Here is a 26,273-nt window from a genome sequence, read left to right on the forward strand (position 1 = left end):
CATGCCTCCGGCCGTCCCCCTCGCGACCTATCGCCTGCAGCTCACGGGTGATTTCAACTTCGAAGCGGCCGCGCGCGTCGTGCCGTATCTGAAGGCGCTCGGCATCAGCCACGTCTACGCCTCGCCGTTCATGACGGCGCGGAAGGGCTCGACGCATGGCTACGACATCACCGATCATTCCAAGCTCAATCCCGAGCTCGGCGGCGAGGACGGCTTTGCCAAACTGAGCGCGGCGCTCAAGCAGCACGATCTCGGCCTCATCCTCGACTTCGTGCCGAACCATGTCGGCGTGCATTTCGACGACAATCCATGGTGGCTCGACGTCCTCGAATGGGGCCAGGCTTCGCCGCACGCCGCCTCGTTCGACATCGATTGGGACCAGTTGCCGTATCGCGCACGCGGCGGCGTGCTGCTGCCGATCGTCGGCACCTCCTACGGGCATGCACTCGAACATGGCGACATCGAGCTGCGCTATGACCCAGGCGAAGGCTCGTTCTCCTGCTGGTACTTCGAGCATCGGCTGCCGATCGCGCCCGAGCGCTACGGCGAAGTGCTGCGCATCATCGTCAAGGAGGCAGGCGCAGAAAGCAGTGAGACCGGCAGGGCGATCCTGGAGCTCGCCTCGCGCTATCAGGGCCTGCGCCATCCGAACCGCAAGGAAGCGCCGGCATTCAAGGCGGCCCTCAAGGCCATTCCGGACGCCGCCGACGTCATTGCCCGCGGGATCGCGGCCTACAAGGCCGGGCCCGAGCGTCCGGCACAGACGCTCGCCCTGCATCATCTGCTGGAGAGGCAGCACTACAAGCTCGGCCACTGGCGGCTCGCCTCCAGCGACATCAACTACCGCCGCTTCTTCGACGTCAACACGCTGGCGGGCCTGCGCGTCGAGGATGCCGGCACGTTCGAAGCGATCCACCGGCTGGTCAAGACGCTGATCTCCGGCGGCCAGTTGCAGGGATTGCGGCTCGACCATATCGATGGCCTGCGCGATCCCGCACAATATTTTCAGCGCCTGCGCCGGCTGATCCGCGACGCCCGCGGGCCGGCCGCGGGGCCGTTCTACGTCGTGATCGAGAAGATCCTCTGCGAGCAGGAGAAGCTGCCGCGCTTCGCAGGCGTGCACGGCACCACCGGCTACGAATGGATGAACGTGGTCATCCAGCTTTTGATCGACGGCAACGGCCTGGAGCCGCTCGACGAGATATGGCGCCAGATCAGCAACAAGCCGCCGAAGCTGGCGCCGGTGATAAAGGAAGCCAAGCGACGCGTGCTTGAGACGCTGCTGACCAGCGAGTTCACCGTGCTGACGCGCCTGCTGGCGCGCATCGCCAACGGCCACTACTCCACGCGCGACTATTCGGAAGACATCCTGCGCCAGGCGCTCGAACTGTATGTTCTTCACTTCCCGGTCTATCGCACCTATCTCACCACAGCCGGTCCGACCGAGACCGACCGCAAGCTGATCGACCACGCCATCGCCGGCGCCCGCGCCGAATGGTTCGCCTCCGACGGCTCGATCTTCGAGTTCCTGCGCGATGCGCTGACTATGGATCTCATCAAGCGCGACCGCAGCACCAATCACAGCGTCCCGCGCGTGCGCCGCTTCGCCCTCAAGGTGCAGCAGCTCACCGGGCCCATGATGGCGAAGTCGCTGGAGGACACCTCCTTCTACCGCTTCCACCGGCTGCTCGCGCTCAACGAGGTCGGCGGCGATCCGGCTGCCCATGCTCTGGCCATCGCCGACTTCCACAAGCTGATGCAGGACCGCGCCAGGCATTGGCCGCACGGCATGACCGCCACCGCCACGCACGACACCAAGCGCGGCGAGGATGCGCGCACGCGGCTCGCCGCCATCACCGAGCTGCCCAATGACTGGACGTCGTCGGTCGCGCGCTGGAAGACCTTGAACGCGCCGCACGTCATCACGGATGGCAAGATGCGCGCGCCCTCGGCGGCGTTCGAATACATGCTGTACCAGACGCTCGTCGGCATCTGGCCGGCAAGCGGCACCGATGACACCCTGCCCGATCGGCTGCAGGCCTATGCGCTGAAGGCCGCGCGCGAGGGCAAGGAGGAGACCAGCTGGCTCAATCCGAACGAGGCCTATGAGAACGGCCTGCGCGCCTTCATCGAACGCATCCTGGACGGCGACCGTTCGCCCGAGTTCCTGCAGTCGCTGGAGACGCTTGCCAAGCGGCTGGCGCTGCTCGGCGCGCTGAACTCCCTGACGCAGCTGACGCTGAAGGCGACGATGCCGGGGGTGCCCGACTTCTACCAGGGCACCGAATTCTGGGACCTCTCGATGGTCGATCCCGACAATCGCCGCCCGGTCGATTTCGCCGCACGCGAACAGGCGCTGCGTGCGTGCGAGAGTCCCGACTGGGCGCACCTCGCGGACCATTGGCCGGATGGCCGCATCAAGCTGGCCTGGACGCGCCGGCTGCTCCGGCTGCGTAACGAGATGTCCTCGGTCTTCACGGACGGCGCCTATGAGCCGCTCGAGGTGAGCGGACGTCATGCCGATCACATCATTGCCTTCGCACGGCGGCGCGGGCGCGACGCCGTCATCGTCGTCACTGCGCGCAACTTTGCGCCGTTTACCGACGCTGGCCGGGTGTGGCCCCACGCGGATGATTTCGAAGCCGAGGTTCATGCCCGCGGTTACACATCTGCGGACATGCAGAACGGCATGGTCGCGGTGTCCTCCATCTTCACGCACATGCCTGCAGCAGTGATCCCGGCGCGGACTGATGCGGCAGCCCACCCGGCTGGTCGACGCCAGACAGCGGCAGCGCCGACCTGATCAGCTCTTCTTCGTCAGCAGCAACTGGCCGCGGTTACGGATCGCGGCCTGCGCCGCCTCGGCAAAGCGCTGCAGCAGCCAGGGCAGCACGACCTCGACACGCACGTGATCGTCAGCGACGTCGACATGGCCCGACGCCGCCTGACCGAGCGCGCGAACGCGAAAGATCATCTTGTCGCCCTCCCAGCGCTCTTCGTCGACCTTCAGGACCGGAACGCTGGTCGCGGCGCGGCTGAGACCGGCCTGGAGCCGGCGCACAGCCTCGTCCTTGCCGAGGCGATGCGGAATGGAAACGACAAGCGGACTTGACATCGCGATCTCCTGACTAACAACCGTCTTCATGTAGTCATCGGTGGATGCGACCGCAAAGACACACCCTGCATTTTACTTGTTCCCATGCGGAACTTTCGAAGTTCCAACCAGTTTCCTCGGCGAAGGCAGAGCACGTTGTCGCCCCGCTGCCGGGCACTGGAGGGAAGCACATGTCCATCGGAACTATCATCCTCATCATTCTCATCATCGCCCTGCTCGGCGGCTTTTCCGGCATCGGCGGCGGTCCGTTCTACGGCACCGGCTACTACGGCGGCGGCGGCCTTGGCCTGATCATCGTCATCGTGCTGATTCTCGTCTTGCTCGGACGCATCTGATCCGATCGATCTCATAGCCATCCAACTGATCAGTTCGGGCTGACGTGGCCGCGCCACGTCGGCCTGGGCTTGATTGCGCCCCGCATCGCATCCCTTACACTTCGTTCGCGAGCTTCCTCATCGCCGGCTTGATCGCTCCGGCCGCGTCGTCATAGCCCTCCCACGCCTTGGTCTTGGGCAACAGCGCCGGCGCGGTTCGGACCGTGTACCGCTTGGGTTCGAGCCCGTTCTTCACCTGCGCCCAGGTCAGCGGCATCGACACGGTGGCGCCTTCGCGGGCGCGCGGCGACAGCACGGCGACGGCCGTTGACATCCGGTCGTTGCGCAGATAGTCGAGGAAGATCTTTCCCCTGCGCAGCTTCTTCGACATGTTGAGCAGATATTGCTCCGGGCTGTCGTTCGCCATCCATTGGCACACGCCCTGGGCAAACGCCTTCGCCTCGGGCCAGCTCACCTTGTCGCGCGCGCCGTGCAGCAACGGCGTCACCACATGCAGACCCTTGCCGCCCGTGGTCTTGCAGAAGCTCTCGAGTCCGAGGCTCTTCAAGCGCTGGCGCATGTCCTTGGCTGCCGCGATCACCTCCTCGAACGCGACGTTCGGCGCCGGATCGAGATCGAACACCAGCCGGCCCGGAACGTCATAGGCGTCCGGCGCGCAATTCCATGGATGCAGCTCGACGGCGGCGACCTGAGCCACCGCGATCAATCCCTCGACGCGATCGATCTGCAGATACGGCTTGCGATCGCCCGAGACCTTGACCAGCTCGAGCAGGTCCGACATGCCCTGCATGCCGTGCCGCTGGAAGAATTTTTCGCCACCGATGCCGTCAGGCGCACGCACGATCGAGCATGGCCGGCCCTTAAGATGACCGATCATCCAGTCTCCGACGGCTTCCAGATAGTTCGCGAGATCGAGCTTGGTGACGGGCTCGCCGTCGCCGGCGTCCGGCCACAGCGCCTTGTCGGGCTTGGAGATCGCAACGCCCATCACGGTGGCCGAGCCCTTCGTCCGAGACGGCGTCTTGTGGACCGTGGTGCCGACGGTCGCGACGCTCGCCGCGGCGCGCGCCACCGGCTTCGCAACCTTCGTCGTCACCACCGGCTCCTCGGCAACGACCTCGCGCGCCGGCTTGTCCTCGCGCAGTGCCTTGAACGAGGCCTGCCTGACATTGCCGTCGCCGGTGAAGCCTGCAAACTCGATCTCGGCGACCAGCTCGGGCTTGAGCCAATGCACCTCGCGCGTCTTGCGCGGCGCGTTCTTGCCGCTGAACGGGCTCTTGTCGGAGGCCGCCGCCTTCAGCGCCGGCATGATCTCCTTCACCGTGTCCTGGCCGAAGCCGGTGCCGACGATTCCGACATAAGCGAGATGATCGTCCTTGTTGACGCCGACCATCAACGATCGGAATTTGCCGTTGGTGGTCTTCCAGCCACCGATGACGACCTCGTGGCCAGGCCTGGTCTTGGCTTTGGTCCAGCTCTCCGTCCGTCCCGAATGATAGGCCGAGTCCAGCTTCTTGGAGACGATGCCCTCCAGCGACAGCTTGCGCGCGGACTCCAGCACCGCCTCGCCGTCGCTCTCGAAGTGCTCGACATAGCGGATGCGCGGCGCCTTGCCTTTGATGTTCCCCTTCAACAGCTTCGCGAGGCGCGCCTTGCGCTCGCGCAAAGGCTGGCGGCGAAGGTCGAACTCTTCGGCGAACATCAGGTCGAAGGCAAAGAAGATCAGATCGTCGGTTTCGCCCGCTGAGATCGCCGCCTGCAGCGCAGAGAAATTCGGATTGCCGTCCTTGTCGAGCGCGACGATCTCGCCGTCGATGATCGCATCCGGCAGCTTCGCGGCCTCCTGCGCGATCGCACTGAACTTGGCCGTCCAGTCCAGGCCCTTTCGCGTCATCAGGGTTGCCTTGCCGCCTTCGACCCTGATCTGCACGCGGTAGCCGTCGAACTTGATCTCATGCCCCCACCCCTCACCGCTCGGCGGCTTCGCGACCGAGGTACACAGCTCTGGGGCGACGAAGTCCGGCAACGATGACACCATGCGCGGCGCCACTGTCTTCGACTTCAGGCTCGCTTTCGTCGTCTTTGCCGACGGCGCCGTCTTCGTCGAAGTGGCCTTGCCGTCGCTGCGGTTCGAATGCCACACCGCATCGGCATTCATGCGCTGTGTCTTGGCGAGCATGAACGGCTTCGGCGCTTTGCCTTTGCCGGCCGCGATCTGCTCCATCGTGCGCCCCGACGCCACTGATTTGTCGGCGTCGAGAATGTCGTTGGCCTCGCCCTCCTTGGCAAATTCGTCGCGATGCTTGATCAGGAGCCAATTGGTGCGCTTGCCGCCGGTGCGATCGTGGCGCATGCGCACCAGCACCCAACTGCCATGCAGCTTCTCGCCATCCAGCGTGAACTTCAGATCGCCCTTCTTGAAGCCGCTCTCGGGATCCTCGCTCTCCCAATAGCCACGGTCCCACAGCATGACGGTGCCGCCGCCATACTCGCCTTCCGGGATCGTGCCCTCGAAATCGCCGTAGTCGAGCGGGTGGTCCTCGACCTCGACCGCGAGCCGCTTGTCATGCGGATCGAGCGACGGGCCCTTGGTCACCGCCCACGACTTGAAGACGCCGCCAAATTCGAGCCTGAGATCGTAGTGCAGCCGCGTCGCGTCGTGCTTCTGGATGACGAAACGCGGCCGCGGCGCACGCGCAACCTTGGCGTCGCCGGACGGCTCCGCCGTCTTGTCAAAATCGCGCTTCTTGCGATAGGTGGAGAGCTTCCTGAACGCCACGGTGATCCCTCGCGTTGAGTGGCAGCGTAGCAAAGCCGGTGAACTCGTGGAACCGGCCGCATCACCATGATGATAACATCGGGCAAAGTTCCGCGTTCCCGCGGCTCAGGGAGCCCAGGCTGCGCTGGCGTCCGCCCTCTGCCAATCGAGAGGGCGCAGGGAAGGCCGGGAGCTCGCCGCCCCCATGGCCCGCCTGCGAAAAAAATGCAGGCGGCAGGTACCACAGGTGCAGCCGAGACATCCCGGCCCTCCCTGCGCGACGGCTTTAACGGCTGCTTCGCGTTCTCCTCGGCGCGCCGGGCTTGTTGGCCACCGTGTCGCGACAATGCGCTTGCGCGCATTGCGCTGGATACCAGCATCGGGGTATCAGGACCGCGCGACTTGACCGTGCATGCCGGATTGTTCGTCGGCGCGACTGAATCACGCTGCAATCCGACACACCCATCGCATTCCGCTGCCGACGTCCGTGACGACCGCGATACGTCCCCTCCGACGCAACGGAACGGGTCGGACTATAATGCTGATTTTACGAAGTCGTCAAGCGAATTATTTTTTCCCGAAGCGACCTTCGCCGGGCCCATGGAACCCACACCGACGCTTGCCCGTTGCAGCCTCGTCCGGATTGTCCAAGGAGACCACGATGGCCCCCCGCGCCTATTGGAAAGGCTCGCTCAAACTCTCGCTCGTCAGTTGCCCCGTCGTCCTCTATCCGGCGTCGACCTCGGTGGAGAAGACGCGCTTCCATCTGATCAACCGCGAGACCGGCAACCGGCTCAAGCAGCAGATGGTCGACTCCGAGACCGGCGACATCGTCGAAGGCGACCAGAAGGGCCGCGGCTACGAGCTGTCCAAGGGACAGTACGTCGAGATCGAGCCCGAGGAGCTGGAGGCGGTCCAGATCGAGAGCAACCATACGATCGACATCGACAGCTTCGTGCCGCGCGACGAGATCGACCAGCGCTATCTCAACGATCCCTATTACATCGCCCCCGACGGCAAGGCGGCCATCGACGCCTTCGCGGTGATCCGCGATGCGATGAAGGATCAGGACCGCGTCGCGCTGGCGCGCATCGTGCTGACCAACCGTGAGCATATCATCGCCATCGAGCCGATGGGCAAGGGCATGCTCGGCACCACCCTGCGCTTTCCCTATGAGCTGCGCGACGAAGCTGAGTTCTTCGACGACATCAAGGCGCCGAAGATCACCAAGGACATGGTCGAGCTCGCCGGCCACATCCTGCAGACCAAGGCGGCGCATTTCGATCCCTCGGAGTTCAAGGACCAATACGAGACCGCGCTGAAGGCGCTGGTAAAACGCAAGGCGTCGGGCAAGCCGATCAAGCTACCGGAGCCGGAGGAACGGCCCGACAACGTCGTCAGCCTGATGGATGCGCTGAAGCAGAGCCTGAACGGCAAGAGCGGAAAAAAGACGGCGCGTGCGGCGCCACGGCGGACGAGCACGCATCGACGCACGGCGAAGAAGGCGCATCGGTCGGCGGCGCGGCAGAGGAAGGCGGGCTAAGTACGCCGTAGCCCGGATGAGCGCAAGGCGGCACAATCCCGAGCCTCAGCTTTTCTTCGATGATTTCTTTGCTGTCTTCCGGCTGGTCTTCTTCGTGGTCTTCTTGCTCGATGCCTTCTTGGTTGTCTTTTTCGATGACTTCTTCGCCGATGTCCGCGCGCTCTTCTTCGGCGGCACCTTCTTGCCCTCGCGGCGCGCCTCCGACAGGCCGATCGCGATGGCCTGCTTGCGGCTCTTGACCTTGCGACCGGAACCGCCGCTGCGCAGCGTGCCGGCCTTGCGCTTCTTCATGGCCCGGCCGACCTTGGCCGATGCCTTGCGCGAGTATTGTCGTGCCATGAACATCCTCCCGATTGCGACACGTAAACCGCGTCGGCGAGACGAAAGTTCCAAAGCGCAAGCTGATGCCGCGTACCTCCACACATGCTTTCACGATCGCGGGAATCGAAGCCCGTCGATACATCGAGATTCCAATGCAGCTTCGCGCTCGTCGCTTCGATGACGGATAGACCGAGAAGCCGATCAGACGTTCTGATCCGCCGCATGAGGCGCAACTGGACAAGGCGACGTTCCGAATGATGCGTCCCTGGCCTCTTCCTCAGTCAGCAATTTCAGGAGCACCGTCCGCTTGGACTCATCGTTGAATTCAGCGAGACGTTTCCTGAACAGGATGAGGTTCTGCAGATGAATGTATTCTTCCATGACCGACCTCACTGATGGGAGCCAAGAACAACGCGTCGGGCTGACCTTGATTGAGATGAATTTCGGGCATGATGCTCTTCCCGGTATCGCCGATGACAATCTCTGCGCCGCAGTCGGCAGCCTCGCCCCCCCAAAATTCAGATCGCGTTCTGACAAGCCGAGACATGGCACGTCCCGTGTTTACACCATTGTGCATGCAAACGCACGATCAGCTGCGCCGATCAGGTGGCACGACCGCAGTCTCGATCATCCGTTGATCCAGAGAACGGGCGCCTGCGGACGTACTGTGCCGCAGCGCGACATGACCGGTTGGTCAAAATTGCTCGTAAATTTAACGAAACGAGCTGATGCCGCCCGCGGGACACGCAAGCTCGCCATCGAATGGCGATGCCAACGCCCCTGACACATAGGACCAGTCGGCCGATACGACCAAAGCTCAGTCCGGCGCGCGCAGCCGATAGCCGATGCCGGTCTCGGTCAATACGAATTGCGGGCGCTCGGGATCGGCCTCGATCTTCTGCCTGAGCTGACGCACATAGACGCGCAGATATTGCGCGTCGGTCAATTCGTCCCACAGCTCCTTGAGCAGGAAGCGGTGCGTCAGCACCTTGCCGGCGTGCTGCACCAGGACGCGGAGCAGATCGTACTCCTTGGGCGACAGCTTGATCTCGCGGTCGCCGACCTTGACGATGCGGCGGACGAGATCGACGGAGAGATCGCCGGTGCGGAACACCGGACGCTCGCCCTGCACCTGCAACTGATGCCGCAACGCCGCGCGCAGCCGCGCCAGCAATTCATCCATGCCGAACGGCTTGGTGATGTAGTCGTCGGCGCCGAGATCGAGCGCCTGGACCTTGCCCGCCTCGTCGCCGCGGCTGGACAGCACCACGACCGGCACAGCCTCGTTGCGGCCACGGATGGTACGCAGCAGCTCGAGCCCGTCGATGTCGGGCAGGCCAAGGTCGAGAATGATCAGCGCCGGCTCCTGGCCCAACAGATCCAGCGCCATCCTGCCGTTCGAGGCTTCGAGAATCTCGTAGCCCTGCGTGGTCAGGCCCATCCGCAGCAGCTTGCGGATCGGCGGCTCGTCGTCGATCACGAGCACCTTGATCGGAGCGCCGGTCATGCGGCCGTATCCAGCGGTCTGGCCTGCGCCAGCACGGGCAGGCGGATGGTGAGGACCGCGCCGCGCCGATCGGTGCGGTTGCCGGCGAAGATGCGGCCATGCATCGCCTCGATGAAGCCACGCGAGATCGCGAGCCCCAGCCCGGTGCCGGGCCGCACCTGGTCGCCCTTCTGCACGCGATAGAACTTGTCGAACACGTGCTCGACCTCCGCGGCGGGAATGCCGTCGCCTTCGTCACGGATCTCGAGCACGACCCAGTTGTTGTCGCGGGCCGCACGGATCGCGATCGAGGTCTCGGGAGGCGCATATTTGGCGGCGTTGTCCAGCAGATTGAACAGCACCTGCTCGAACAGCACCGCGTCGACCTCGACCATCGGCAGATCGGGCGCCAGCTCCAGCGAGACATGATGACCGGCGAGGATCTTGCTCGCGCGCCGCAGCGCGCTACCGACGATCTCGCCGACGTCGTGGAGCGCGGCGTTCGGCACGATCGCGCCCGATTCCAGCTTGGTCATGTCCAGGAGATTGGCGATGAAGCGATTGAGCCGCTCGGATTCGTCGATGACGGTGGCGAGCAGGTCGAGCTTCTCCTTGTCGGACAGCCTGGCGGCCAGATCGCGCATCGTCGAAGCCGCGCCGAGCACGGAGGCAAGCGGCGTCTTCAGATCGTGCGAGATCGAGGTGAGCAGCGCCGAACGCAGCCGGTCCTGCTCCATGGTGCGCTTGACCTTGTCCATGTCCTCGACCAGCAGCACGCGCTCGATCGCGAGCGCCCCCTGGTCGACCAGGGCATCGAGCAGCCGGCGCTGGTCCGGCGTCAGCAGCGGCCCGGTACGATCGTCGTCGATGCCAATGACACCGATCGAGCCGCGCCCGGTGCGCATCGGCAGGAACAGGCGCTTGGCGCCCGGCAGCGTGTCGGAGCCGCGGCCCGCTGCGCGGTCGTTGCTCCAGGCCCAGCTCGCAGCGGCGAGGTCGGCGTCGTCGAGCTGATCCTCCGGCGGATAGCCGGTCATGACCGTGAGCTTGCCGTCCTGCGGCAGCAGCAGCACCACCCGCACCTTCAGCATCAACGCCGCCTGATAGGCCGTCGCCCACAGCACGTCGTCGAGGGTCGCGGTGCCCGCGAGCTTGCGGCTGAAGGCGTAGAGCTGCTCGGTGGTCCGGACGCGGTGGGTGGCGGTGTCAGCCTGAACGCGCACGCGCGCGGCGACGTTGGACACCAGGATGGCGATCAGCATGAAGAAGAAGAACGCGCCGATGTTGGTCGGATCGGTGATCGTGAACGTATACAGGGGCGGCAGGAAGAAGAAGTTGTAGCAGAGCGAGGCGGCGAGGCTCGCCAGCAGCGACGGCCCAAGACCGTAACGCGCGGCGACGCCGACCACGGCGGTCAGGAACACCAGATCGACGTTCTCGATACCGAAGAAGGGCTGGATGAGCTCGGCGAGGCCGAGGCCGACAGCCGTGATCAGCAGCGCCATCAGATAGGGCTTTGGCCGCAGCGGCTCGCTGCGCGGGCGCGTCTGCACCGACGGGCTCGGCGTGTCCAGCGCCTCCTCGCCGGCGATCACGTGGATGCTGATGTTGCCGGCGCGCCTGACGAGGTCATGCACCACCGAGCCCCTGATGATCTCGAACAGGCGCGAGCGGCTCGACTTGCCGATGATGATCTGGGTGACGTTGTTGGCCTGCGCGAAGCTGATGAGGTCATCCGCGATGCGCCGGCCGACGCCCGGAATCGTCAGCGCCTCGCCGCCGAGGGTCTCGGCCAGCCGCAGCGTATCGGCGAGGCGGTCGCGCTGCTTGTCGGTGAGCTGCAGGTTGCGCCGGGTCTCGATGGTAACGGCGGTCCACGGCGCGTGGACACGGTCGGCGAGCCGCTTGGTGTAGCGCACCAGCCCTGTCGCCCGCGGATCCTCCGACACGCAGACGAGGATCCGCTCGCCGGCCGCCCAGGGTCCGGCGATGGCGTTGGCCTGCATGTGGGTGAGCAGTTGCTCGTCGACGCGCTCGGCCGTCCGGCGCAGCGCGAGCTCGCGCAGCGCGGTCAGATTGCCGGGCGAGAAGTAATGCTCCAGCGCGCGCTCGGCCTGTTTGGGGACATAGACCTTGCCCTCCTTCAGCCGCTGGATCAGATCGTCGGGCGTGAGGTCGATCAGCTCGATGGCGTCGGCGCGGTCGAGGATCGAGTCCGGGACGGTCTCGCGTACGCGCACATGAGTGATCTGGGCGACGACGTCGTTGAGGCTCTCGATGTGCTGGACGTTGACCGCCGTGTAGACGTCGATGCCGTGCGACAGCAGCTCCTCGACGTCGAGATAGCGCTTGGGGTGGCGGCTGCCGGCGGCATTGGTGTGCGCAAGCTCGTCGACGATCGCGAGCTTGGGACGGCGCGCGATCACGGCATCCAGATCCATCTCCTCGACGATCTGGTCCTTGTAGGAAATATGTTTGCGCGGGACGACCTCCAGGCCGCGCACCAGCGCCTCGGTCTCGGCGCGGCCATGGGTCTCGACGAAGCCGATGACGACATCGACGCCGGCCCTCAGCTTGGCATGCGCGCTCGACAGCATCTCATAGGTCTTGCCGACGCCGGGCGCCGCGCCGACGAAGATCTTGAGCTTGCCGGCAGGACTGTCCTCCCGCCGGGCTGCTTCGAGCAGGGCTTCCGGCGAGGGACGTTGGTCAGGATCGCGGCGTTGACTGGCCATGCGGCATTATAGACGGAGGGACCTCGGCGCCAAGGCCAGGACCTTCAAGGCAGGACCTTCAGGGCGTCACTGCGGTTTGGCAGCGTCGAGTGCCAGATTGAGCGCAAGCACGTTAACGCGGGGTTCGCCGAGCAGCCCGAGCAGACGGCCCTGGGTCTGCCGGGCGATCACGGCCTGGACGCTTGCCTCCGGCAAGCCGCGCGCCTTGGCCACCCGCGGCACCTGGAACAGCGCTGCCTCCGGCGAGATGTCCGGATCGAGCCCGCTCGCCGAGGTCGTCACCAGATCGACCGGCACGGCCTGCGCGGGATTCTCCGCCTTCAGCTTGTCGACGTCCTCCTTGACGCGGTCGGCCAGCGCCTTGCTGGTGGGGCCGAGATTGGAGCCGGACGAGTTGGCGGCGTTGTAGGGTGCCGGCACGGTCTTGGTCGCATCGTTCGGATCGGCGGCCGAGGTCGCGGACGGGCGGCCGTGGAAATATTTGTCGTTCTTGAACTCCTGGCCGATCAGCGCCGAGCCGATCACCTGGCCGTTGCGCGTGATCAGGCTGCCTTCGGCCTGCGCCGGAAAGATGGTGCCGGCGACGACGGTCATGGTGAGCGGGTAGAGCAGCCCGGTGATAAGGGTCAGCGCGAGCAGGACGAAGATGGCGGGACGGATTTCTTTGAGCATGGGAATCTCCTATTTTTCTCCGTCATTGCGAGGAGCGAAGCGACGAAGCAATCCAGGGCTGCGCGCGGGACTCTGGATTGCTTCGCTTCGCTCGCAATGACGCCGGTAAGTGGTCAAGCCAAATGCAAGGCGGTCACGATCAGGTCGATCGCCTTGATGCCGATGAAGGGGATGATGATGCCGCCCAGCCCGTAGATCATCAGGTTGCGGCCGAGCAACGCGCCGGCGCCGATGGCGCGGTAGGCGACGCCCTTCAGCGCCAGCGGGATCAGCGCGATGATGACGAGCGCGTTGAAGATGATCGCCGACAGGATCGCACTCTGCGGGCTCGCCAGGTTCATGACGTTCAGCACGTTGAGCTGCGGGTAGAACGCCAGGAACATTGCCGGGATGATGGCGAAATACTTGGCGACGTCGTTGGCGATCGAGAACGTCGTCAGCGCACCGCGCGTCATCAGCAGCTGCTTGCCGATCTCCACCACCTCGATCAGCTTGGTCGGATTGGAGTCGAGGTCGACCATGTTGCCGGCCTCGCGCGCGGCCTGCGTGCCGGTGTTCATGGCGACGCCGACATCGGCCTGCGCCAGCGCCGGCGCGTCATTGGTGCCGTCGCCGCACATCGCCACCAGCTTGCCCTTGGCCTGCTCGTCGCGGATCAGCCTGAGCTTGTCCTCGGGCGTGGCCTGCGCCAGGAAATCGTCGACGCCGGCTTCGGCGGCGATCGCCGCCGCGGTCATCGGGTTGTCGCCGGTGATCATGATGGTGCGGATGCCCATCCGGCGCAGCTCGGCGAAACGCTCGCGGATGCCGCCCTTGACGATGTCCTTGAGCTGGACGACGCCGAGCAGGCGCCCGTCCCTGGCGACCGCGAGCGGCGTGCCGCCGGATTTGGCGATGTCGTCGGAGATTGCACGGATCTCGCGGACAAGCTCGCTCTCGACCGGCTGGACCGCGCGCACCGTATTGCCGGAGACGGGCTGGGTCGGGCCGCCGCCGCCGATGGAGTTGAGGATGGCGTCGACCGCGCCCTTGCGCACCGAGGAGCCGCCGGCATCGACGCCGCTCATGCGGGTCTGCGCCGTGAACGGCACGAAGGTCGCGCCGAGCTCGGCCATGTCGCGGCCGCGGATGCCGTATTTGTCCTTCGCGAGCACCACGATCGAGCGGCCCTCCGGTGTCTCGTCGGCGAGCGAGGCGAGCTGCGCCGCGTCGGCGAGCTCCTGCTCGCTCACGCCCCTGACGGGACGGAACGCAGTCGCCTGGCGATTGCCGAGCGTGATGGTGCCGGTCTTGTCGAGCAGGAGCGTATCGACGTCGCCGGCGGCCTCGACCGCGCGGCCGGACATCGCCAGCACGTTGAAGCGCACCAGGCGGTCCATGCCGGCGATGCCGATCGCCGACAGCAGCGCGCCGATCGTGGTCGGGATCAGGGTCACGAACAGCGCCACCAGCACCACCACCGAGATCGAGCCGCCGGCATAGGCCGCGTAGCTCGGGATCGTCACGGTCGCGAACACGAAGATGATGGTGAGGCCGGCGAGCAGGATGTTGAGCGCGATCTCGTTCGGCGTCTTCTGCCGCTCCGCGCCCTCGACCAGCTTGATCATGCGGTCGATGAAGGTCGAGCCTTGTGCGGCCGTGATCTTGACGCGGATCCAGTCCGACAGGACCTGGGTGCCGCCGGTCACCGCCGAGCGGTCGCCGCCGGATTCGCGGATGACGGGAGCGGACTCGCCGGTGATGGCGGCCTCGTTGACCGAGGCGACGCCTTCGATCACCTCGCCGTCGGAGGGAATGGTGTCGCCGGCCTCGACCAGCACGATGTCGCCGACCTTCAGGCTGGTGCCGGGCACGAGCTTGTAGGTGTGATCGGCCGGGCTCGCGCCCGTCAGCAGCTTGGCCTGGCTCTCGGTGCGCGTCTTGCGCAGCGAATCCGCCTGCGCCTTGCCGCGGCCTTCGGCGACGGCTTCGGCGAAGTTGGCGAACAGCACGGTGAACCACAGCCAGAGAATGATCTGGAAGGTGAAGCCGAGGTTCGCTCCGCCGGTGACGACGTCGCGCAGGAAGATCACCGTGGTGAGCGCGGCGACGACCTCGACGACGAACATCACGGGGTTCCTGATCATCAGCCGCGGATCGAGCTTGGCGAAAGCGGCCTTGATGGCCGGCAGCACGATCTTCGGGTCGAGCATCGTCGACATCGACGAGCGCTTCTGCAGTTTCATGGTTTCCATGGAGGTTGCTCCGGGATCAGAACACGGTGCCGGCGGCCATCGCGAGATGCTCGACGATTGGACCAAGGGCGAGAGCGGGGAAGAAGGTGAGGCCGCCGATGATCAGGATGACGCCGACGACGAGACCGACGAACAGCCCGCCCGTAGTCGGGAACGTGCCGGCCGAGGGCGGGATCGACTTCTTCGCGGCGAGCGAGCCGGCGATCGCCATCGCCGGGACGATCATGAAGAAGCGGCCGACGAACATCGAGGACGCGAGCGTGAGGTTGTAGAAGAAGGTGTTGCCGGTGAGGCCGCCGAAGGCCGAGCCGTTGTTGGCGGTCGCCGAGGTGTAGGCGTAGAGCACCTCGGTGAAGCCGTGCGGACCGGCATTGGCCATCGAGGCAACTGCCGAGGGCAGCACCACGGCGACCGCGGTCCAGCCGAGATACATCAGCGGCAGCACCAGGATCGCCAGCATCGCCATCTTGACCTCGCGCGCCTCGATCTTCTTGCCGACATATTCCGGCGTGCGCCCGACCATCAGGCCGGCGACGAAGATCGCGAGCACGACGAACAGCAGCATGCCGTAGAGGCCGGCGCCGACGCCGCCTATGATGATCTCGCCGAGCTGCATGTTGATGAGCGGGATCATGCCGCCCAGCGCGGTGAAGCTGTCATGCATCGCATTGACCGCGCCGCAGGAGGCGGCCGTCGTGATCACGGCGAACAGTGACGACGCGACGATGCCGAAGCGGACCTCCTTGCCTTCCATGTTGCCGCCGGTCAGTCCCAGCGCGTTCAACGTGGTCGTACCGTTGGCCTCGGCCCAGTAGGTGATGGCGACGCCGGCGATGAACAGGACGCCCATCACGGCGAGGATCGCCCAGCCCTGGCGCTGATTGCCGACCATGCGGCCGAACACGTTGGTGAGGCCGGCACCGAGCGCGAAGATCGAGAGCATCTGGATGAAGTTCGACAGCGCGTTCGGGTTCTCGAACGGGTGCGCGGCGTTGGCGTTGAAGAAGCCGCCGCCATTGGTGCCGAGCATCTTGATCGCGACCTGCGAGGCCACCGGGCCGACCGCGATGGTCTGCTTCGCCCCTTCCAGCGTGGTCGCCTCGACATAGGGCCCGAGCGTCTGCGGGATGCCCTGCCAGACCAGGAACAGCGTGTAGACGATGCAGAGCGGCAGCAGCACATAGAGCGTGCATCTGACGACATCGACCCAGAAATTGCCGACGGTCCGCGCCGAGGCGCGTGAGAAGCCGCGAATCAGCGCCATCGCGAGCACGATGCCGGTTGCGGCCGACAGGAAGTTCTGGTGCGTGAGGCCGAGCATCTGCACGAGATAGGAGACCGTGCTCTCACCGCCGTAGTTCTGCCAGTTGGTGTTGGTCAGGAAGCTGATCGCGGTGTTGAAGGAGAGATCCTCAGCGACCGCGGACTGTCCTGCGGGATTGAACGGCAGCACGGCCTGCAAGCGCATCACGCCGTAGATGATCAGGAAGCCGCCGACATGGAACAGCAGCATCGCGACCGTGTAGGTCAGCCAATGCTGCTCGCGGCGCTCGTCGACGCCGCCGGCCCAGTAGATCGCGGACTCCACGGGCCGCAGCACCGGCGACAGGAAGGTGCGCTCGCCATTGAAGACGCGCGTCATGTACCAGCCGAGCGGCTTGGCGAGCGCGACGATGACGGCGCAGTAGAGCAGGATCTGGATCCAGCCGATCACAGTCATGGGATGTGTCCTTGAAGGTGCGAGAGCCGGCGGTCAGAACCGCTCGGGCCGCAACAGCGCGTAGGTGAGATAGATCAGAAGGCCGAGCGACACGGCGCCGGCGAGCGAATAGTCGAAGATCATGGCGCGTCTCCTAGAGTCGCTCGCAGGCATAGGTATAGCCGATCGCCAAGGCGAAGAAGCCGGCGGCCAGCGCCAGCATCAGGATGTCAAGCATGGTGTGCTCCTCATGCGCGCGAAAGACGCGCAATGCGTGGAGCGGCCGCGAGCGCCGGTGCAGCCACGGTCCGTTCCATGGCGGACAGATGGCATCGGGCCTCGTAGGTTTTCGAGACGGCACCACCGGCTGAGTTATAGGAATCTCATAAGGACCGCGGCATTCCCCGGGCAAAATCGCGCGGCTGCGGGCCTCGTCCGCATATGAGCGGCCGCACGGCGGAGGCGTCTTTATGCGCCGCTTATTTCTCTCAGCCCCCGCCCCTCTCGCATTCCTACGGCGCCGTCGGCCACATTGCCGGTCAGGGCCCACCGGGCCAACGCTCACTGACGACGGGAGGCCAGCATGGCTGCCTTGACGACACGACCGGATGTGCCGGAGCCGGCACAGATCGCGCAGACCACCACGGCGATGCTGGCGGCTTTGCTTGACGACGACGAGGGAGTCTCACCCTTGTCGGCGCGCGGGCGGCGCCGGCTGCGGATCGCACGATTCCTGGAGGTCGAGGCGCGGATCGATGCCGCGCTCGAGCTGATCGCGCTGCAACTGCCGCGATGGCAGCTCCGCCGCATCGCCTATGATGACGGCGAATGGCACTGCGCATTGTCGCAACAGCGCGAATTGCCGGACTGGCTCGATCGTTGCGCTGAAGCCCGCCACAGCGATCTCGCCCTCGCCATTCTCCACGCCGCGGCCGAAGCCCGCCGTCTCGAGCCGAGCGTCTCGCAGCCTGACGCAAGGCGCGGCATCACGACGGAGCCGGCGGTCGCCGACCTGCTCTGCTGCGACAATTTCTGAGCCGCCGTCATTGCCGCGATGTTGCTTTCCGCTGACAAGGCCGCGGAGCTTCCGGCCGCCAGGGTGCTGCTTCGATTTCTGCTACGAATGTTGGTCCTCATCCTGTTCGCCGCGTTCGGCAGCATCGGCTTCGGTCGCAGCCTCGCTGCCCTGCTCTGGATGACGACGATCCTGTGTGCCGTGCTCGCGATGCTGCGTCGGGAGCGCGTGTTCGCCGCGAGCCTGAACCATTGGGACGAGATGATCGGCTACACCGCGCTCTATTGCGCGGTGATGGCGCTGATCCAGCCGTCCGGAAACTAAGCGCCCTTACACCGCTCTTATGCGATCGCACGCGGCGCCATCTCGAATTCCTACCCCTCGCCTTCGATATTGCCGTCCATGAGCGCCGATCGTTCCGACCGGCCTGCTCACACCACAACAAGGAACAGTCCCGTGAAAAGTCTCGAACCCCCATCGTGCAACATGCCGGCCCCCGCGCTCGTCTTCATCGGCAAGAACGGACATGGCCAGTGGGTCGCCCAGGAGCAGAATGGGCTCTATGGCGGGCTGTTCGTGAGCCGTGCCGAGGCGATGAAATATGCGCTGTTCGAGAACGGCCACCACCCGGAAACCATCGTCGAGCTCGCGCGCACGATCGAGCTCGATGCCGATGGCCGGCTTGCTCCGATCGGTCTGCTGTTCGCGAGCGGAAGGCGACCGGTCGCATGAGCGATGCGCTCAGGATGCGGCCTGGATCGGCCGCACGCTGGCTCGCCGGCACCATCGCGGACATTCCAACCCCGTTCGATGCCAATGGTGCGCTCGACCGCCCGGCGCTCGCCAGACTATGCGAGCGGCAGATCGAAGCGGGCGCCAGCGCGATCCTGGTCTGCGAGACCGCAGGCGAAGCATCTACGCTCACCGCGGCAGAGCGCGAACAGGTCATTCGCACGGCAGTGACGGCGGCCGCCAATAGGGTCCACGTCATCGCCGGAGCAGGATCCAACGCGACGCTCCAGGCCGTGCAGAACACCCGTCAGGCGGCAGCCGCCGGCGCGGACGCGATCATGTCGGTGGTCCCTTACTACAACCGACCTACGGCAGAGGGAATCTACGCGCATTTCCGCGCCGTCGGCGACGCGACGGCGCTGCCGGTCATTCTGCACGATTGCCCGTCGCGCACGGGACGCGCACTGCCCGACGATACACTGGTGCGCCTTGCGCGGTGGGCGCAATTCGTCGGCCTGCGTGACGGCACCGGCGATATCGCACGGACCGTACATCTGCGATCGCGGCTTCCGGTCGGCTTCCGCCTGCTGTCAGGCGACGATGCGACGGCGGTGCCGTTCGCAGCCGCCGGAGGCGACGGCAACATCTCGCTGGTGGCCAACGTCGCACCGCAGCTCTGCGGCGCGCTTTTCGCCTATTGTCAGCGCGCCCGCTGGCGCGCGGCGCGACGGCTGCATCATCAGTTGCTGCCGCTGATCGCGGCATTCAGCCGCGATACGCCGGCCGCAGTCAAATACGCGCTCAGTCTCCAGGGGCTCATCGCCGCCGGCGTTCGTCTGCCATTGACAGCTTTGGACTCTCCCACGATGGCAGCCGTCATGCAGGCCATGACGCTGCTCAGCGCTCACACCGCAGCCGCGTCACGGAGGCAGGAGGTCCGGTGTTGAGAGGGCCCACCGCGCGGTGCCGCGAGGACCGATCGTTCAGAAGCTCCCTTTGTCGTCAACAATCTGCGGCGACCGCGGCCGGACTCTCGCATCACCCGGCAGCGACGGAGACGCCACGGAACTGCGCCGACAGAGCAGCTCGTTGCGCAAGCGCCGCAGCTTGGCCGCGGCGATCGCGGCATGAATGGTCCTGAAGATGCCGCGCAGCGTCTTGATTGGATGCGGCCGCCGGATGGCTCTCAGGCCGATAGCGCCGCGGGCTTCGCGAAACAGGTCAACCGCGCTCATGTCCATTCTCCGTCGGGCCGGCGCCAGATCTGGCCGGCAAGGCGGAAGATGGAGCCCAGCAGCGTAGGAATGCGAGAGAGGCCGAATTCGTCTCGTATAGGAAATCAATAAGTGCAAGGAGGTTCGGCGCTTTCGCGGTAAGCGAGCTTCCACCTAGCGGCCGCGCAGCACCGCGCAAAAAAAAGGGGCGGCCGATCCGGCCGCCCCGTTTGTATCATCGTCGATCGGTCAGAAGATCTTGACCGCGCTTTCCAACGTCTTCCAGACGCCCCAGGCCAGCGGCACGCCGACGAAGGCCCAGAACAGGGCGGCCCTGACGTCGAGGCCGCCCTTGCCGATGCCGAACGACCCGTGCTGGATCGCCGACTCGTTCTTGGCGAGCTCCGCCTGGTACTTCGCGACTTCGTCCGCGCTCATGTTCCACTTGTCATCGACGGGCTTGATCAGGAAGTTGCAGATCAGGCCGGCGAGCAGCATGGCGCAGAGGATATACATCGTCGTGTTGTACAGCTGGTCGCGCGGCACGCCGGCGGCGAGCTGGAACTCGCGGATGTAGTTGACGACCACCGGACCGATGATGCCGGCCGTCGCCCACGCGGTCAGCAGCCGGCCGTGGATGGCACCGACGAACTGGGTGCCGAACAGGTCGGCCAGATAGGCAGGTACGGTCGCGAAGCCGCCGCCATACATCGAGAGGATGATGGCGAAGGCCCCCACGAAGAGCAGCTTGGACCCCATCGCTGCGAAGGTCGGCGCCAGCGCATAGAGCACGATGCCGATCAGGAAGAAGCAGTAATAGGTGTTCTTGCGGCCGATGTGATCCGAAAGCGACGCCCAGAAGAAGCGGCCGCCGATGTTGAACAACGACAACAGGCCGGCAAAGCCTGCCGCGATGCCCGCGATCGCGGCCTTCTGGCCGGCGTCGAGCTGGTTGAAGCTGACGTCGGGCAGACCGATCAGCTTGCCGGCGAAGATCTCCTGCAGCATCGGCGAGGCCATGCCGATCACACCGATGCCTGCCGACACGTTCAAGCAGAGCACCCACCAGACCAGCCAGAACTGCGGAGTCTTGTGCGCGTTGTCGAGATGCACATGGTGCTCCGAGATCATTGCCTTCTTGACCGCAGGCGGCGTCCAGCCTTCGGGCTGCCAGCCGACCGGAGCGACGCGATAGGCAAAGGCACCGATCATCATGAAGACGAAGTAGATCACGCCCATCGTGACGAACGTCTCCCAGACACCCACCGAGGTCGGGGTCTTGAAGTAGTTCATCAGCAGGTTGGCGAGCGGAGCACCGATCATCGCGCCGCCGCCGAAGCCCATGATGGCCATGCCGGTCGCCATGCCGCGCCGGTCCGGGAACCATTTCACCAGGGTCGACACCGGCGAGATGTAGCCGAGGCCGAGGCCGATGCCGCCGATGACGCCGGCGCCGACCCACATCATCCAGAGCTGGTGCACATAGATGCCAAGCGCTGCGATCAGCAGGCCGCCACCCCAGCAGCAGGCCGCGACGGCACCCGCCTTGCGCGGTCCGGCCCGCTCGAGCCAGCCACCCCAGACCGCCGCGGAGCCACCCAGCAGTACGAAGAACAGGGTGTACATCCAGCCAAGGCTTGCGACCTTCCAGTCGCAGGTCGTCGTGAACAGCTCCTGCACCAGGGTCATGTCCGGGCAGGCCTGAGTCTTGGTCACGCCGATCGCGCGCGACAGCGGCAGCCAGAACACCGAGAAGCCATACGCCATGCCGATGCACAGATGGATGCACAGCGCAGCCGGAGGAACCAGCCAGCGGTTGAACCCCGCCTTGGCGACCGTGTGCTCACGATCGAAGATCCCCGCTTGCGAGCCCGGGAGCGTGCCCGCGCTTTCAATTGTAGCCATGCATTCCTCCCCTACGGACTCCCGTCCAACGCAACAACGTCATGTTCTGTCCCCTTGATCAGAATCAATACGCCCACTCACCCCGCCCGCTATCGCGTACCAGAGCAGTCCCGCAACGCACAAACGCTCATCATTGGCTCGATGCGCATAACACCCCACCCGAGACGTTATGCCCTCACCATCTTTGTGCCGCTGTTCTGCCTGGCCCGCTCCCCAGCGGGCATGACTCGTCTCCCGCAACCTCCGCGGAAGCGTCTCAATTGGTGCAGAACTGAGGCAAATTGTCGATAGTAAAATGGTAATAATCGGTCGATCTTCGTGGATTGATCGCACTGCAGCGGGAATGTGTTGCTAACAAACACACAAATTCACGTGCAACCAACGCGACCGCCACTCACGGCTGTAGCCACATTGCTCTCGATTACTTTCCGGACGCGTCACGACCATTCCTGATGGAATCAACTAATGAGATGTCCGGGCGATCAGCGACGGGACACGGCTTAAGGCCGCATGCGCGCGCTCGCGGAAACGTGAAGACGAAGCAACTTGTCCTTGCCTGGCAACAGCGTCGCAAGCCTGGACTGAGAACGCGGCATTGTTGTGAGCTCGGGTTGACGCCGCTGCGACGATAGGAAGCAGCACGATCCCTTGACACATCGATGCGTCGAGATCGCACCCACGAACTACGTAGTTCGAGCAACCTGCAGCAGAGGATGTTCACCGCCGCACGGGTCATCCGGCCGGTCCCGCCGCCTTCTCGATCCGAAACAGAATGCCGCGCTCGGTGCGATCGACGCTCTCCACCCGATCTCCGGTCTCCCGTACCAGATTCGGGATGTCGATCACCGCAAGCGGGTCGGTACAGCACACTTCGAGCCGCTCTCCCGCCTTGAGCGTCCGTAATGCCTTCCGGGTCTTCAGCACCGGCAGTGGGCACTTCAGGCCCGTCAGATCCAGCCTCGTCATCATCATGTGCGCGACCATGGCCAAGCGGTTCCGGCACGTCAACCGGGCCGCACCATCACGGGAACCCTGAACTGGGTTCCTGGGATGCCAGAGGAACACGGGCGTTGCGAACTCGCGCGAGTTCCATCACGGAACACCAAGTTTGTCGCACAACGCCAGAACGTCCGCCAGCGGCATCGCGAGATGGTGGACGAGCGCCGCAATCGCCGGGATATCGTCGAGATGAACGCGCGGCAGCGCGGTCTCGACATCACCGTCGCTGGCGAGCCCGACGATGCCTGGATCATCGGGAAACAGCAGCGGCTTGCCGTTGGCTGTGCGATGCACCTCGATGCGGCGATGCGGCCCGGCCTTGTAGCCTTCGATGACGACCAGATCGACGGGAGACAACTTCGCCAGAAGCTCCGCGAGTGCCGGCTCCCTTGCGCCGCGCAGCTCGTGCATCAGCGCCCAGCGCGTGCCCGACGCGACGAGGACCTCCTCGGCGCCAGCCTCGCGATGCCGCCACGAATCCTTGCCGGGAACGTCGACGTCGAACTTGTGATGGGCATGCTTGATCACCGAGACGCGCAGTCCCTGCCCCTTGAGATGAGGAATCAGCCGCGTCAGCAGCGTGGTCTTGCCGGCGCCGCTCCAGCCGGCGAGGCCGATGACTTTCATCGCGGTCTCCAGAAAAGCCCCGGCGCTTTCGCACAGCCAGGAGCGCGGAATCGATCGATGGCCCGACGGCCGGGTGGAACGCCATGTCCACGCTTCGCGCTGTCATGCCAGCAGCCCCGCGGACCAGGCAAGGCCCGTAAGCGAGGGGCATGCCGGTGCGTGCGGCCGCCCCGCAGACTCAAATGGTGGATCGTGCGCGCCAACGCTGACGCCCTGGCAGCAGTCGTGGTAACGAACCCGCGATGACAGCCATGACCTCGACTTCGATCCCCGGCGTGCTGCTCGCCGGCGGTCGCGCGCAGCGGATGGGCGGCGGCGACAAGCCGTTGCGCATGGTCGACGGCCGCACCATCCTGGAGCGCGTGATCGCGCGGCTGGCGCCGCAGTGCAGCCGGCTGATCCTCAATGCCAATGGCGACCCCGCGCGCTTCGCAGGCAACGGCCTGACAGTCGTGCCGGATGGTGTCGTCGGCTTTCCGGGCCCGCTCGCCGGCATTCTCGCCGGCCTCGACTGGGTTGCGGCGCACATGCCGGAGGCGCGGTGGATGCTGAGCGCCGCCGGCGACTGTCCATTCCTGCCGCGTGATCTGGTCGCACGGCTGGCGACAGCGCGGGCGGCGGAGCAGGCCGAACTGGCGTTGGCGGCGTCCGGCGGACAGATCCACCCAGTGATCGGGCTGTGGCCGGTCGGGCTGCGCGAGGACCTCCGCCACGCCCTGGTCGCGGAGGACATCCGGAAGGTCACCCGCTTCACGGCGCGCTACAAGGTCGCGACCGTGAGCTGGCCGTCGCTTCCGCTGGATCCGTTCTTCAATGCCAATACCGCGCTCGACCTCGCCGAGGCGGAGCGGCTCGCAGCTCTCGAGGATTGAGGACGCCTGATGGACGCGACAACCATGGTCCGCCGCGCCGTGCTCGCCGTTGCCGTGCTCAATCTCGGATATTTCGGCATCGAGTTCGCCGTGGCGTTGGCGATCGGCTCGGTGTCACTGTTCGCCGACAGCGTCGACTTTCTGGAAGACGCCTCGGTCAACATCCTGATTGCGCTGGCGCTGCGCTGGAGCCCGCCGCGGCGGGCGCTGCTCGGCAAGGTGCTGGCGCTGATCCTGCTGGCGCCGGCGATCGCCGGACTGTGGACCGCCGGCGAGAAGTTCTTCACGCCGATCGTGCCCGCACCGCTGCCGCTCACCGTGACCGGCCTCGGCGCGCTGATCGTCAATGTCGGCTGCGCGCTGATCCTGGCGCGGGTCAGGGACCACCGGGGCAGCCTGACCCGCGCCGCCTTCCTGTCCGCACGCAACGACGCCTTCGCCAACATCGCGATCATCGCGGTCGGTCTCGTGACCGCCTTTGTGTGGCCCTCGATCTGGCCCGACCTGATCGTGGGCGTCGGCATCGCACTGATGAACGCCGACGCCGCACGCGAGGTGTGGGAGGCTGCGCACGAGGAGCAAAAGACCGCCAAGGCCTGAACGGCCGAGGAGCCTGCGCGCGTGAGCGACGACCTCGCTGCTTGCGGCATTGCAGCGCACAGGATCGCTCCACCGCTCCGCCGTCCGGCACGATTGACGGCCGCCCTGGATTGATTGCAGATAGGCGGACCGGCCGGCAGAGCCGGAACAAACAACGGCATCATGCCGGTATCGGTGGAGGACTGATTGCAACTCAGCTGCTTGAAGCGGGCGGCGTGGGCCGCAGCCGCGCTGCTGGTCACGACCGCCGCGCAGGCCGAGATCTCCGACAACGTCGTCAAGATCGGCGTGCTCAGCGACATGAACGGCCCGGCCTCGACGCCGACCGGACAAGGGTCCGTCACCGCGGCGCAGATGGCGGTCGATGATTTCGGCGGCAAGGTGCTGGACAAGCCGATCAGCGTCATCGTCGGCGATCATCAGCTCAAGCCCGACATCGGCGCGGCGATCGCGCGCCGCTGGTACGACACCGAGCAGGTCGATCTCATCGTCGACGTGCCCGTCTCCGCGGTGGGCCTCGCGGTGCAGACCATCGCCACCGAGAAGAAGAAGCTGTTCATCACCCAGTCGACCGGTTCCGCCGATTTCCACGGCAAGTTCTGCTCGCCCTACGCGATGCAATGGGTGTTCGACACCCGCGCACTCGCCACCGGCACGGCGAAGGAGGTCGTCAAGCGCGGCGGCGACAGCTGGTTCTTCATCACCGACGACTACGCCTTCGGCCATTCGCTGGAGCGCGACGCGTCGAGCGTCGTCACCGCCAATGGCGGCAAGGTCGTGGGCGCGGTGCGGCCGCCATTCGCGACGCCGGATCTGTCGTCCTTCATCCTGCAGGCGCAGGCCTCCAAGGCCAAGATCATCGGCATCGCCGCCGGCCCGCCCAACAACATGAACGAGATCAAGACAGCGTCCGAGTTCGGCCTGCTCAAGGGCGGACAGCAGATGGCGGCTTTGCTCGCGCTGGTCACCGACATCCATTCGCTCGGCCTGCCGGCGGCGCAGGGGCTCCTGCTCACCACCTCGTTCTACTGGGACATGGACGACAAGACGCGGGAATGGTCGAAGCGCTATTTCGCCAAGATGAACCGGATGCCGACGATGTGGCAGGCCGGCGTCTATTCCGCAGTCATGCACTATCTCAACGCCATCAAGGCGGCGGGCAGCGACGATCCGCTCGCGGTCGCCGCGAAGATGCGGGACACGCCGGTCGAGGACTTCTTCGCCCGCAACGGCAAGCTGCGCGCCGACAATCTCATGGTGCACGATCTCGTGCTGGCGCAGGTGAAATCGCCGGAGGAGAGCAAATATCCCTGGGACTACTACAAGATCCTCGCGACCATCAAAGGCGATGACGCGTTCGGGCCGCCCGATCCGGCGTGCCCCTTGATCAAGAAGTGAGGGCGCCGCAACG

Annotated in this window: 25 protein-coding genes; 11 read left to right on the forward strand and 14 right to left on the reverse strand. The window is 65.4% G+C overall.

Translation table 11 applies throughout. The features are described 5' to 3' along the window. The first annotated feature begins 1 nt into the window (after position 1). On the forward strand, positions 2-2,803 hold the full coding sequence (treY, locus tag QX070_RS19775; protein WP_315738665.1) for a malto-oligosyltrehalose synthase: 2,802 nt from the start codon (positions 2-4) through the stop codon (positions 2,801-2,803). Here treY and QX070_RS19780 read toward each other — a convergent pair whose 3' ends face one another. Beyond that, positions 2,804-3,115, reverse strand: a complete 312-nt coding sequence (locus QX070_RS19780) for a polyhydroxyalkanoic acid system family protein (RefSeq protein WP_315738666.1) — start codon at positions 3,113-3,115, stop codon at positions 2,804-2,806. 170 nt (positions 3,116-3,285) lie between these two features. Between QX070_RS19780 and QX070_RS19785 the strand changes: the two genes are divergently transcribed. After that, positions 3,286-3,450: a DUF3309 family protein gene (locus QX070_RS19785; RefSeq protein WP_006614022.1), complete on the forward strand. Its 165-nt coding sequence runs from the start codon at positions 3,286-3,288 to the stop codon at positions 3,448-3,450. A gap of 94 nt (positions 3,451-3,544) precedes the next feature. On the opposite strand, the gene ligD is transcribed toward QX070_RS19785, so the two are convergent. After that, positions 3,545-6,229 (reverse strand): DNA ligase D, encoded by a 2,685-nt coding sequence (gene ligD / locus QX070_RS19790; RefSeq protein ID WP_315738667.1) that lies wholly within the window; start codon positions 6,227-6,229, stop codon positions 3,545-3,547. 640 nt (positions 6,230-6,869) lie between these two features. Between ligD and QX070_RS19795 the strand changes: the two genes are divergently transcribed. Continuing rightward, entirely contained in the window at positions 6,870-7,751 is an 882-nt protein-coding gene (locus QX070_RS19795) for a Ku protein (RefSeq protein ID WP_315738668.1), read from the forward strand. Positions 7,752-7,796: 45 nt separating this feature from the next. Here the strand turns inward: QX070_RS19795 and QX070_RS19800 are convergent, their stop codons facing one another. Together QX070_RS19800 and QX070_RS19805 are read right to left on the reverse strand one after the other, a co-directional pair. Continuing rightward, positions 7,797-8,090, reverse strand: a complete 294-nt coding sequence (locus QX070_RS19800) for a DUF6496 domain-containing protein (protein ID WP_315738669.1) — start codon at positions 8,088-8,090, stop codon at positions 7,797-7,799. Positions 8,091-8,273: 183 nt separating this feature from the next. Continuing rightward, positions 8,274-8,453, reverse strand: coding sequence for a hypothetical protein (locus QX070_RS19805; RefSeq protein ID WP_315738670.1), 180 nt, complete (start codon positions 8,451-8,453; stop codon positions 8,274-8,276). Between QX070_RS19805 and QX070_RS19810 the strand changes: the two genes are divergently transcribed. Continuing rightward, the gene (locus tag QX070_RS19810; RefSeq protein WP_315738671.1) at positions 8,452-8,856 is read left to right on the forward strand and encodes a hypothetical protein; all 405 of its coding nucleotides are present in this window, start codon (positions 8,452-8,454) and stop codon (positions 8,854-8,856) included. The two genes, QX070_RS19805 and QX070_RS19810, sit on opposite strands and share 2 nt — an antisense overlap. Positions 8,857-8,889: 33 nt before the next feature. On the opposite strand, the gene QX070_RS19815 is transcribed toward QX070_RS19810, so the two are convergent. The 6 genes from QX070_RS19815 to QX070_RS19840 form a co-directional block, all read right to left on the reverse strand. After that, the gene (locus QX070_RS19815) at positions 8,890-9,579 is read right to left on the reverse strand and encodes a response regulator transcription factor (RefSeq protein ID WP_315738672.1); all 690 of its coding nucleotides are present in this window, start codon (positions 9,577-9,579) and stop codon (positions 8,890-8,892) included. Further along, positions 9,576-12,293, reverse strand: a complete 2,718-nt coding sequence (locus tag QX070_RS19820; RefSeq protein ID WP_315738673.1) for a sensor histidine kinase KdpD — start codon at positions 12,291-12,293, stop codon at positions 9,576-9,578. Before QX070_RS19820 ends, QX070_RS19815 begins: the two co-directional genes overlap by 4 nt. Positions 12,294-12,359: 66 nt before the next feature. After that, positions 12,360-12,965, reverse strand: coding sequence for a K(+)-transporting ATPase subunit C (locus QX070_RS19825; RefSeq protein WP_315738674.1), 606 nt, complete (start codon positions 12,963-12,965; stop codon positions 12,360-12,362). A gap of 113 nt (positions 12,966-13,078) precedes the next feature. Next, positions 13,079-15,199: a potassium-transporting ATPase subunit KdpB gene (kdpB, locus tag QX070_RS19830; RefSeq protein ID WP_315738675.1), complete on the reverse strand. Its 2,121-nt coding sequence runs from the start codon at positions 15,197-15,199 to the stop codon at positions 13,079-13,081. A 16-nt stretch (positions 15,200-15,215) separates the two neighbouring features. Continuing rightward, on the reverse strand, positions 15,216-16,919 hold the full coding sequence (kdpA, locus tag QX070_RS19835; protein ID WP_315738676.1) for a potassium-transporting ATPase subunit KdpA: 1,704 nt from the start codon (positions 16,917-16,919) through the stop codon (positions 15,216-15,218). A gap of 33 nt (positions 16,920-16,952) precedes the next feature. After that, a complete protein-coding gene (locus tag QX070_RS19840) occupies positions 16,953-17,042 on the reverse strand; it encodes a K(+)-transporting ATPase subunit F (protein WP_042340291.1) in 90 nt (29 codons plus the stop codon). A 439-nt stretch (positions 17,043-17,481) separates the two neighbouring features. On the opposite strand from QX070_RS19840, the gene QX070_RS19845 reads away from it, so the two are divergent. The 4 genes from QX070_RS19845 to dapA all read left to right on the forward strand — a co-directional run bounded on the left by QX070_RS19845 (position 17,482) and on the right by dapA (position 19,592). Then, positions 17,482-17,934, forward strand: a complete 453-nt coding sequence (locus tag QX070_RS19845; RefSeq protein ID WP_315738677.1) for a hypothetical protein — start codon at positions 17,482-17,484, stop codon at positions 17,932-17,934. Positions 17,935-17,952: 18 nt separating this feature from the next. Continuing rightward, positions 17,953-18,237 carry a hypothetical protein gene (locus QX070_RS19850; protein WP_315738678.1) on the forward strand — a complete coding sequence of 95 codons (285 nt, stop codon included), beginning with the start codon at positions 17,953-17,955 and terminating at the stop codon, positions 18,235-18,237. Positions 18,238-18,369: 132 nt separating this feature from the next. Further along, positions 18,370-18,645, forward strand: a complete 276-nt coding sequence (locus QX070_RS19855) for a hypothetical protein (protein WP_315738679.1) — start codon at positions 18,370-18,372, stop codon at positions 18,643-18,645. Next, positions 18,642-19,592: a 4-hydroxy-tetrahydrodipicolinate synthase gene (gene dapA / locus QX070_RS19860; RefSeq protein WP_315738680.1), complete on the forward strand. Its 951-nt coding sequence runs from the start codon at positions 18,642-18,644 to the stop codon at positions 19,590-19,592. The genes QX070_RS19855 and dapA overlap by 4 nt, the downstream gene beginning before the upstream one ends. Positions 19,593-19,628: 36 nt before the next feature. Here dapA and QX070_RS19865 read toward each other — a convergent pair whose 3' ends face one another. From QX070_RS19865 to mobB, 4 genes are all read right to left on the reverse strand, one after another. Next, a complete protein-coding gene (locus QX070_RS19865) occupies positions 19,629-19,880 on the reverse strand; it encodes a hypothetical protein (RefSeq protein WP_315738681.1) in 252 nt (83 codons plus the stop codon). Positions 19,881-20,108: 228 nt separating this feature from the next. Further along, positions 20,109-21,764 (reverse strand): OFA family MFS transporter, encoded by a 1,656-nt coding sequence (locus QX070_RS19870; protein ID WP_315738682.1) that lies wholly within the window; start codon positions 21,762-21,764, stop codon positions 20,109-20,111. A gap of 732 nt (positions 21,765-22,496) precedes the next feature. Further along, positions 22,497-22,736 (reverse strand): sulfurtransferase TusA family protein, encoded by a 240-nt coding sequence (locus QX070_RS19875; protein ID WP_315738740.1) that lies wholly within the window; start codon positions 22,734-22,736, stop codon positions 22,497-22,499. A gap of 120 nt (positions 22,737-22,856) precedes the next feature. Next, positions 22,857-23,390, reverse strand: a complete 534-nt coding sequence (mobB, locus tag QX070_RS19880) for a molybdopterin-guanine dinucleotide biosynthesis protein B (protein ID WP_315738683.1) — start codon at positions 23,388-23,390, stop codon at positions 22,857-22,859. Positions 23,391-23,632: 242 nt separating this feature from the next. Here mobB and mobA point away from each other — a divergent pair, with 242 nt between their 5' ends. From mobA to QX070_RS19895, 3 genes are all read left to right on the forward strand, one after another. Beyond that, a complete protein-coding gene (gene mobA, locus QX070_RS19885; protein WP_315738684.1) occupies positions 23,633-24,262 on the forward strand; it encodes a molybdenum cofactor guanylyltransferase MobA in 630 nt (209 codons plus the stop codon). 9 nt (positions 24,263-24,271) lie between these two features. Continuing rightward, positions 24,272-24,862 carry a cation transporter gene (locus tag QX070_RS19890; protein ID WP_315738685.1) on the forward strand — a complete coding sequence of 197 codons (591 nt, stop codon included), beginning with the start codon at positions 24,272-24,274 and terminating at the stop codon, positions 24,860-24,862. 186 nt (positions 24,863-25,048) lie between these two features. Continuing rightward, a complete protein-coding gene (locus QX070_RS19895; RefSeq protein ID WP_315738686.1) occupies positions 25,049-26,260 on the forward strand; it encodes an ABC transporter substrate-binding protein in 1,212 nt (403 codons plus the stop codon). Positions 26,261-26,273: the final 13 nt, after the last annotated feature.

It is taken from the genome of Bradyrhizobium sp. SZCCHNR1093 (assembly GCF_032381175.1).
Classification (GTDB): Bacteria; Pseudomonadota; Alphaproteobacteria; order Rhizobiales; family Xanthobacteraceae; genus Bradyrhizobium.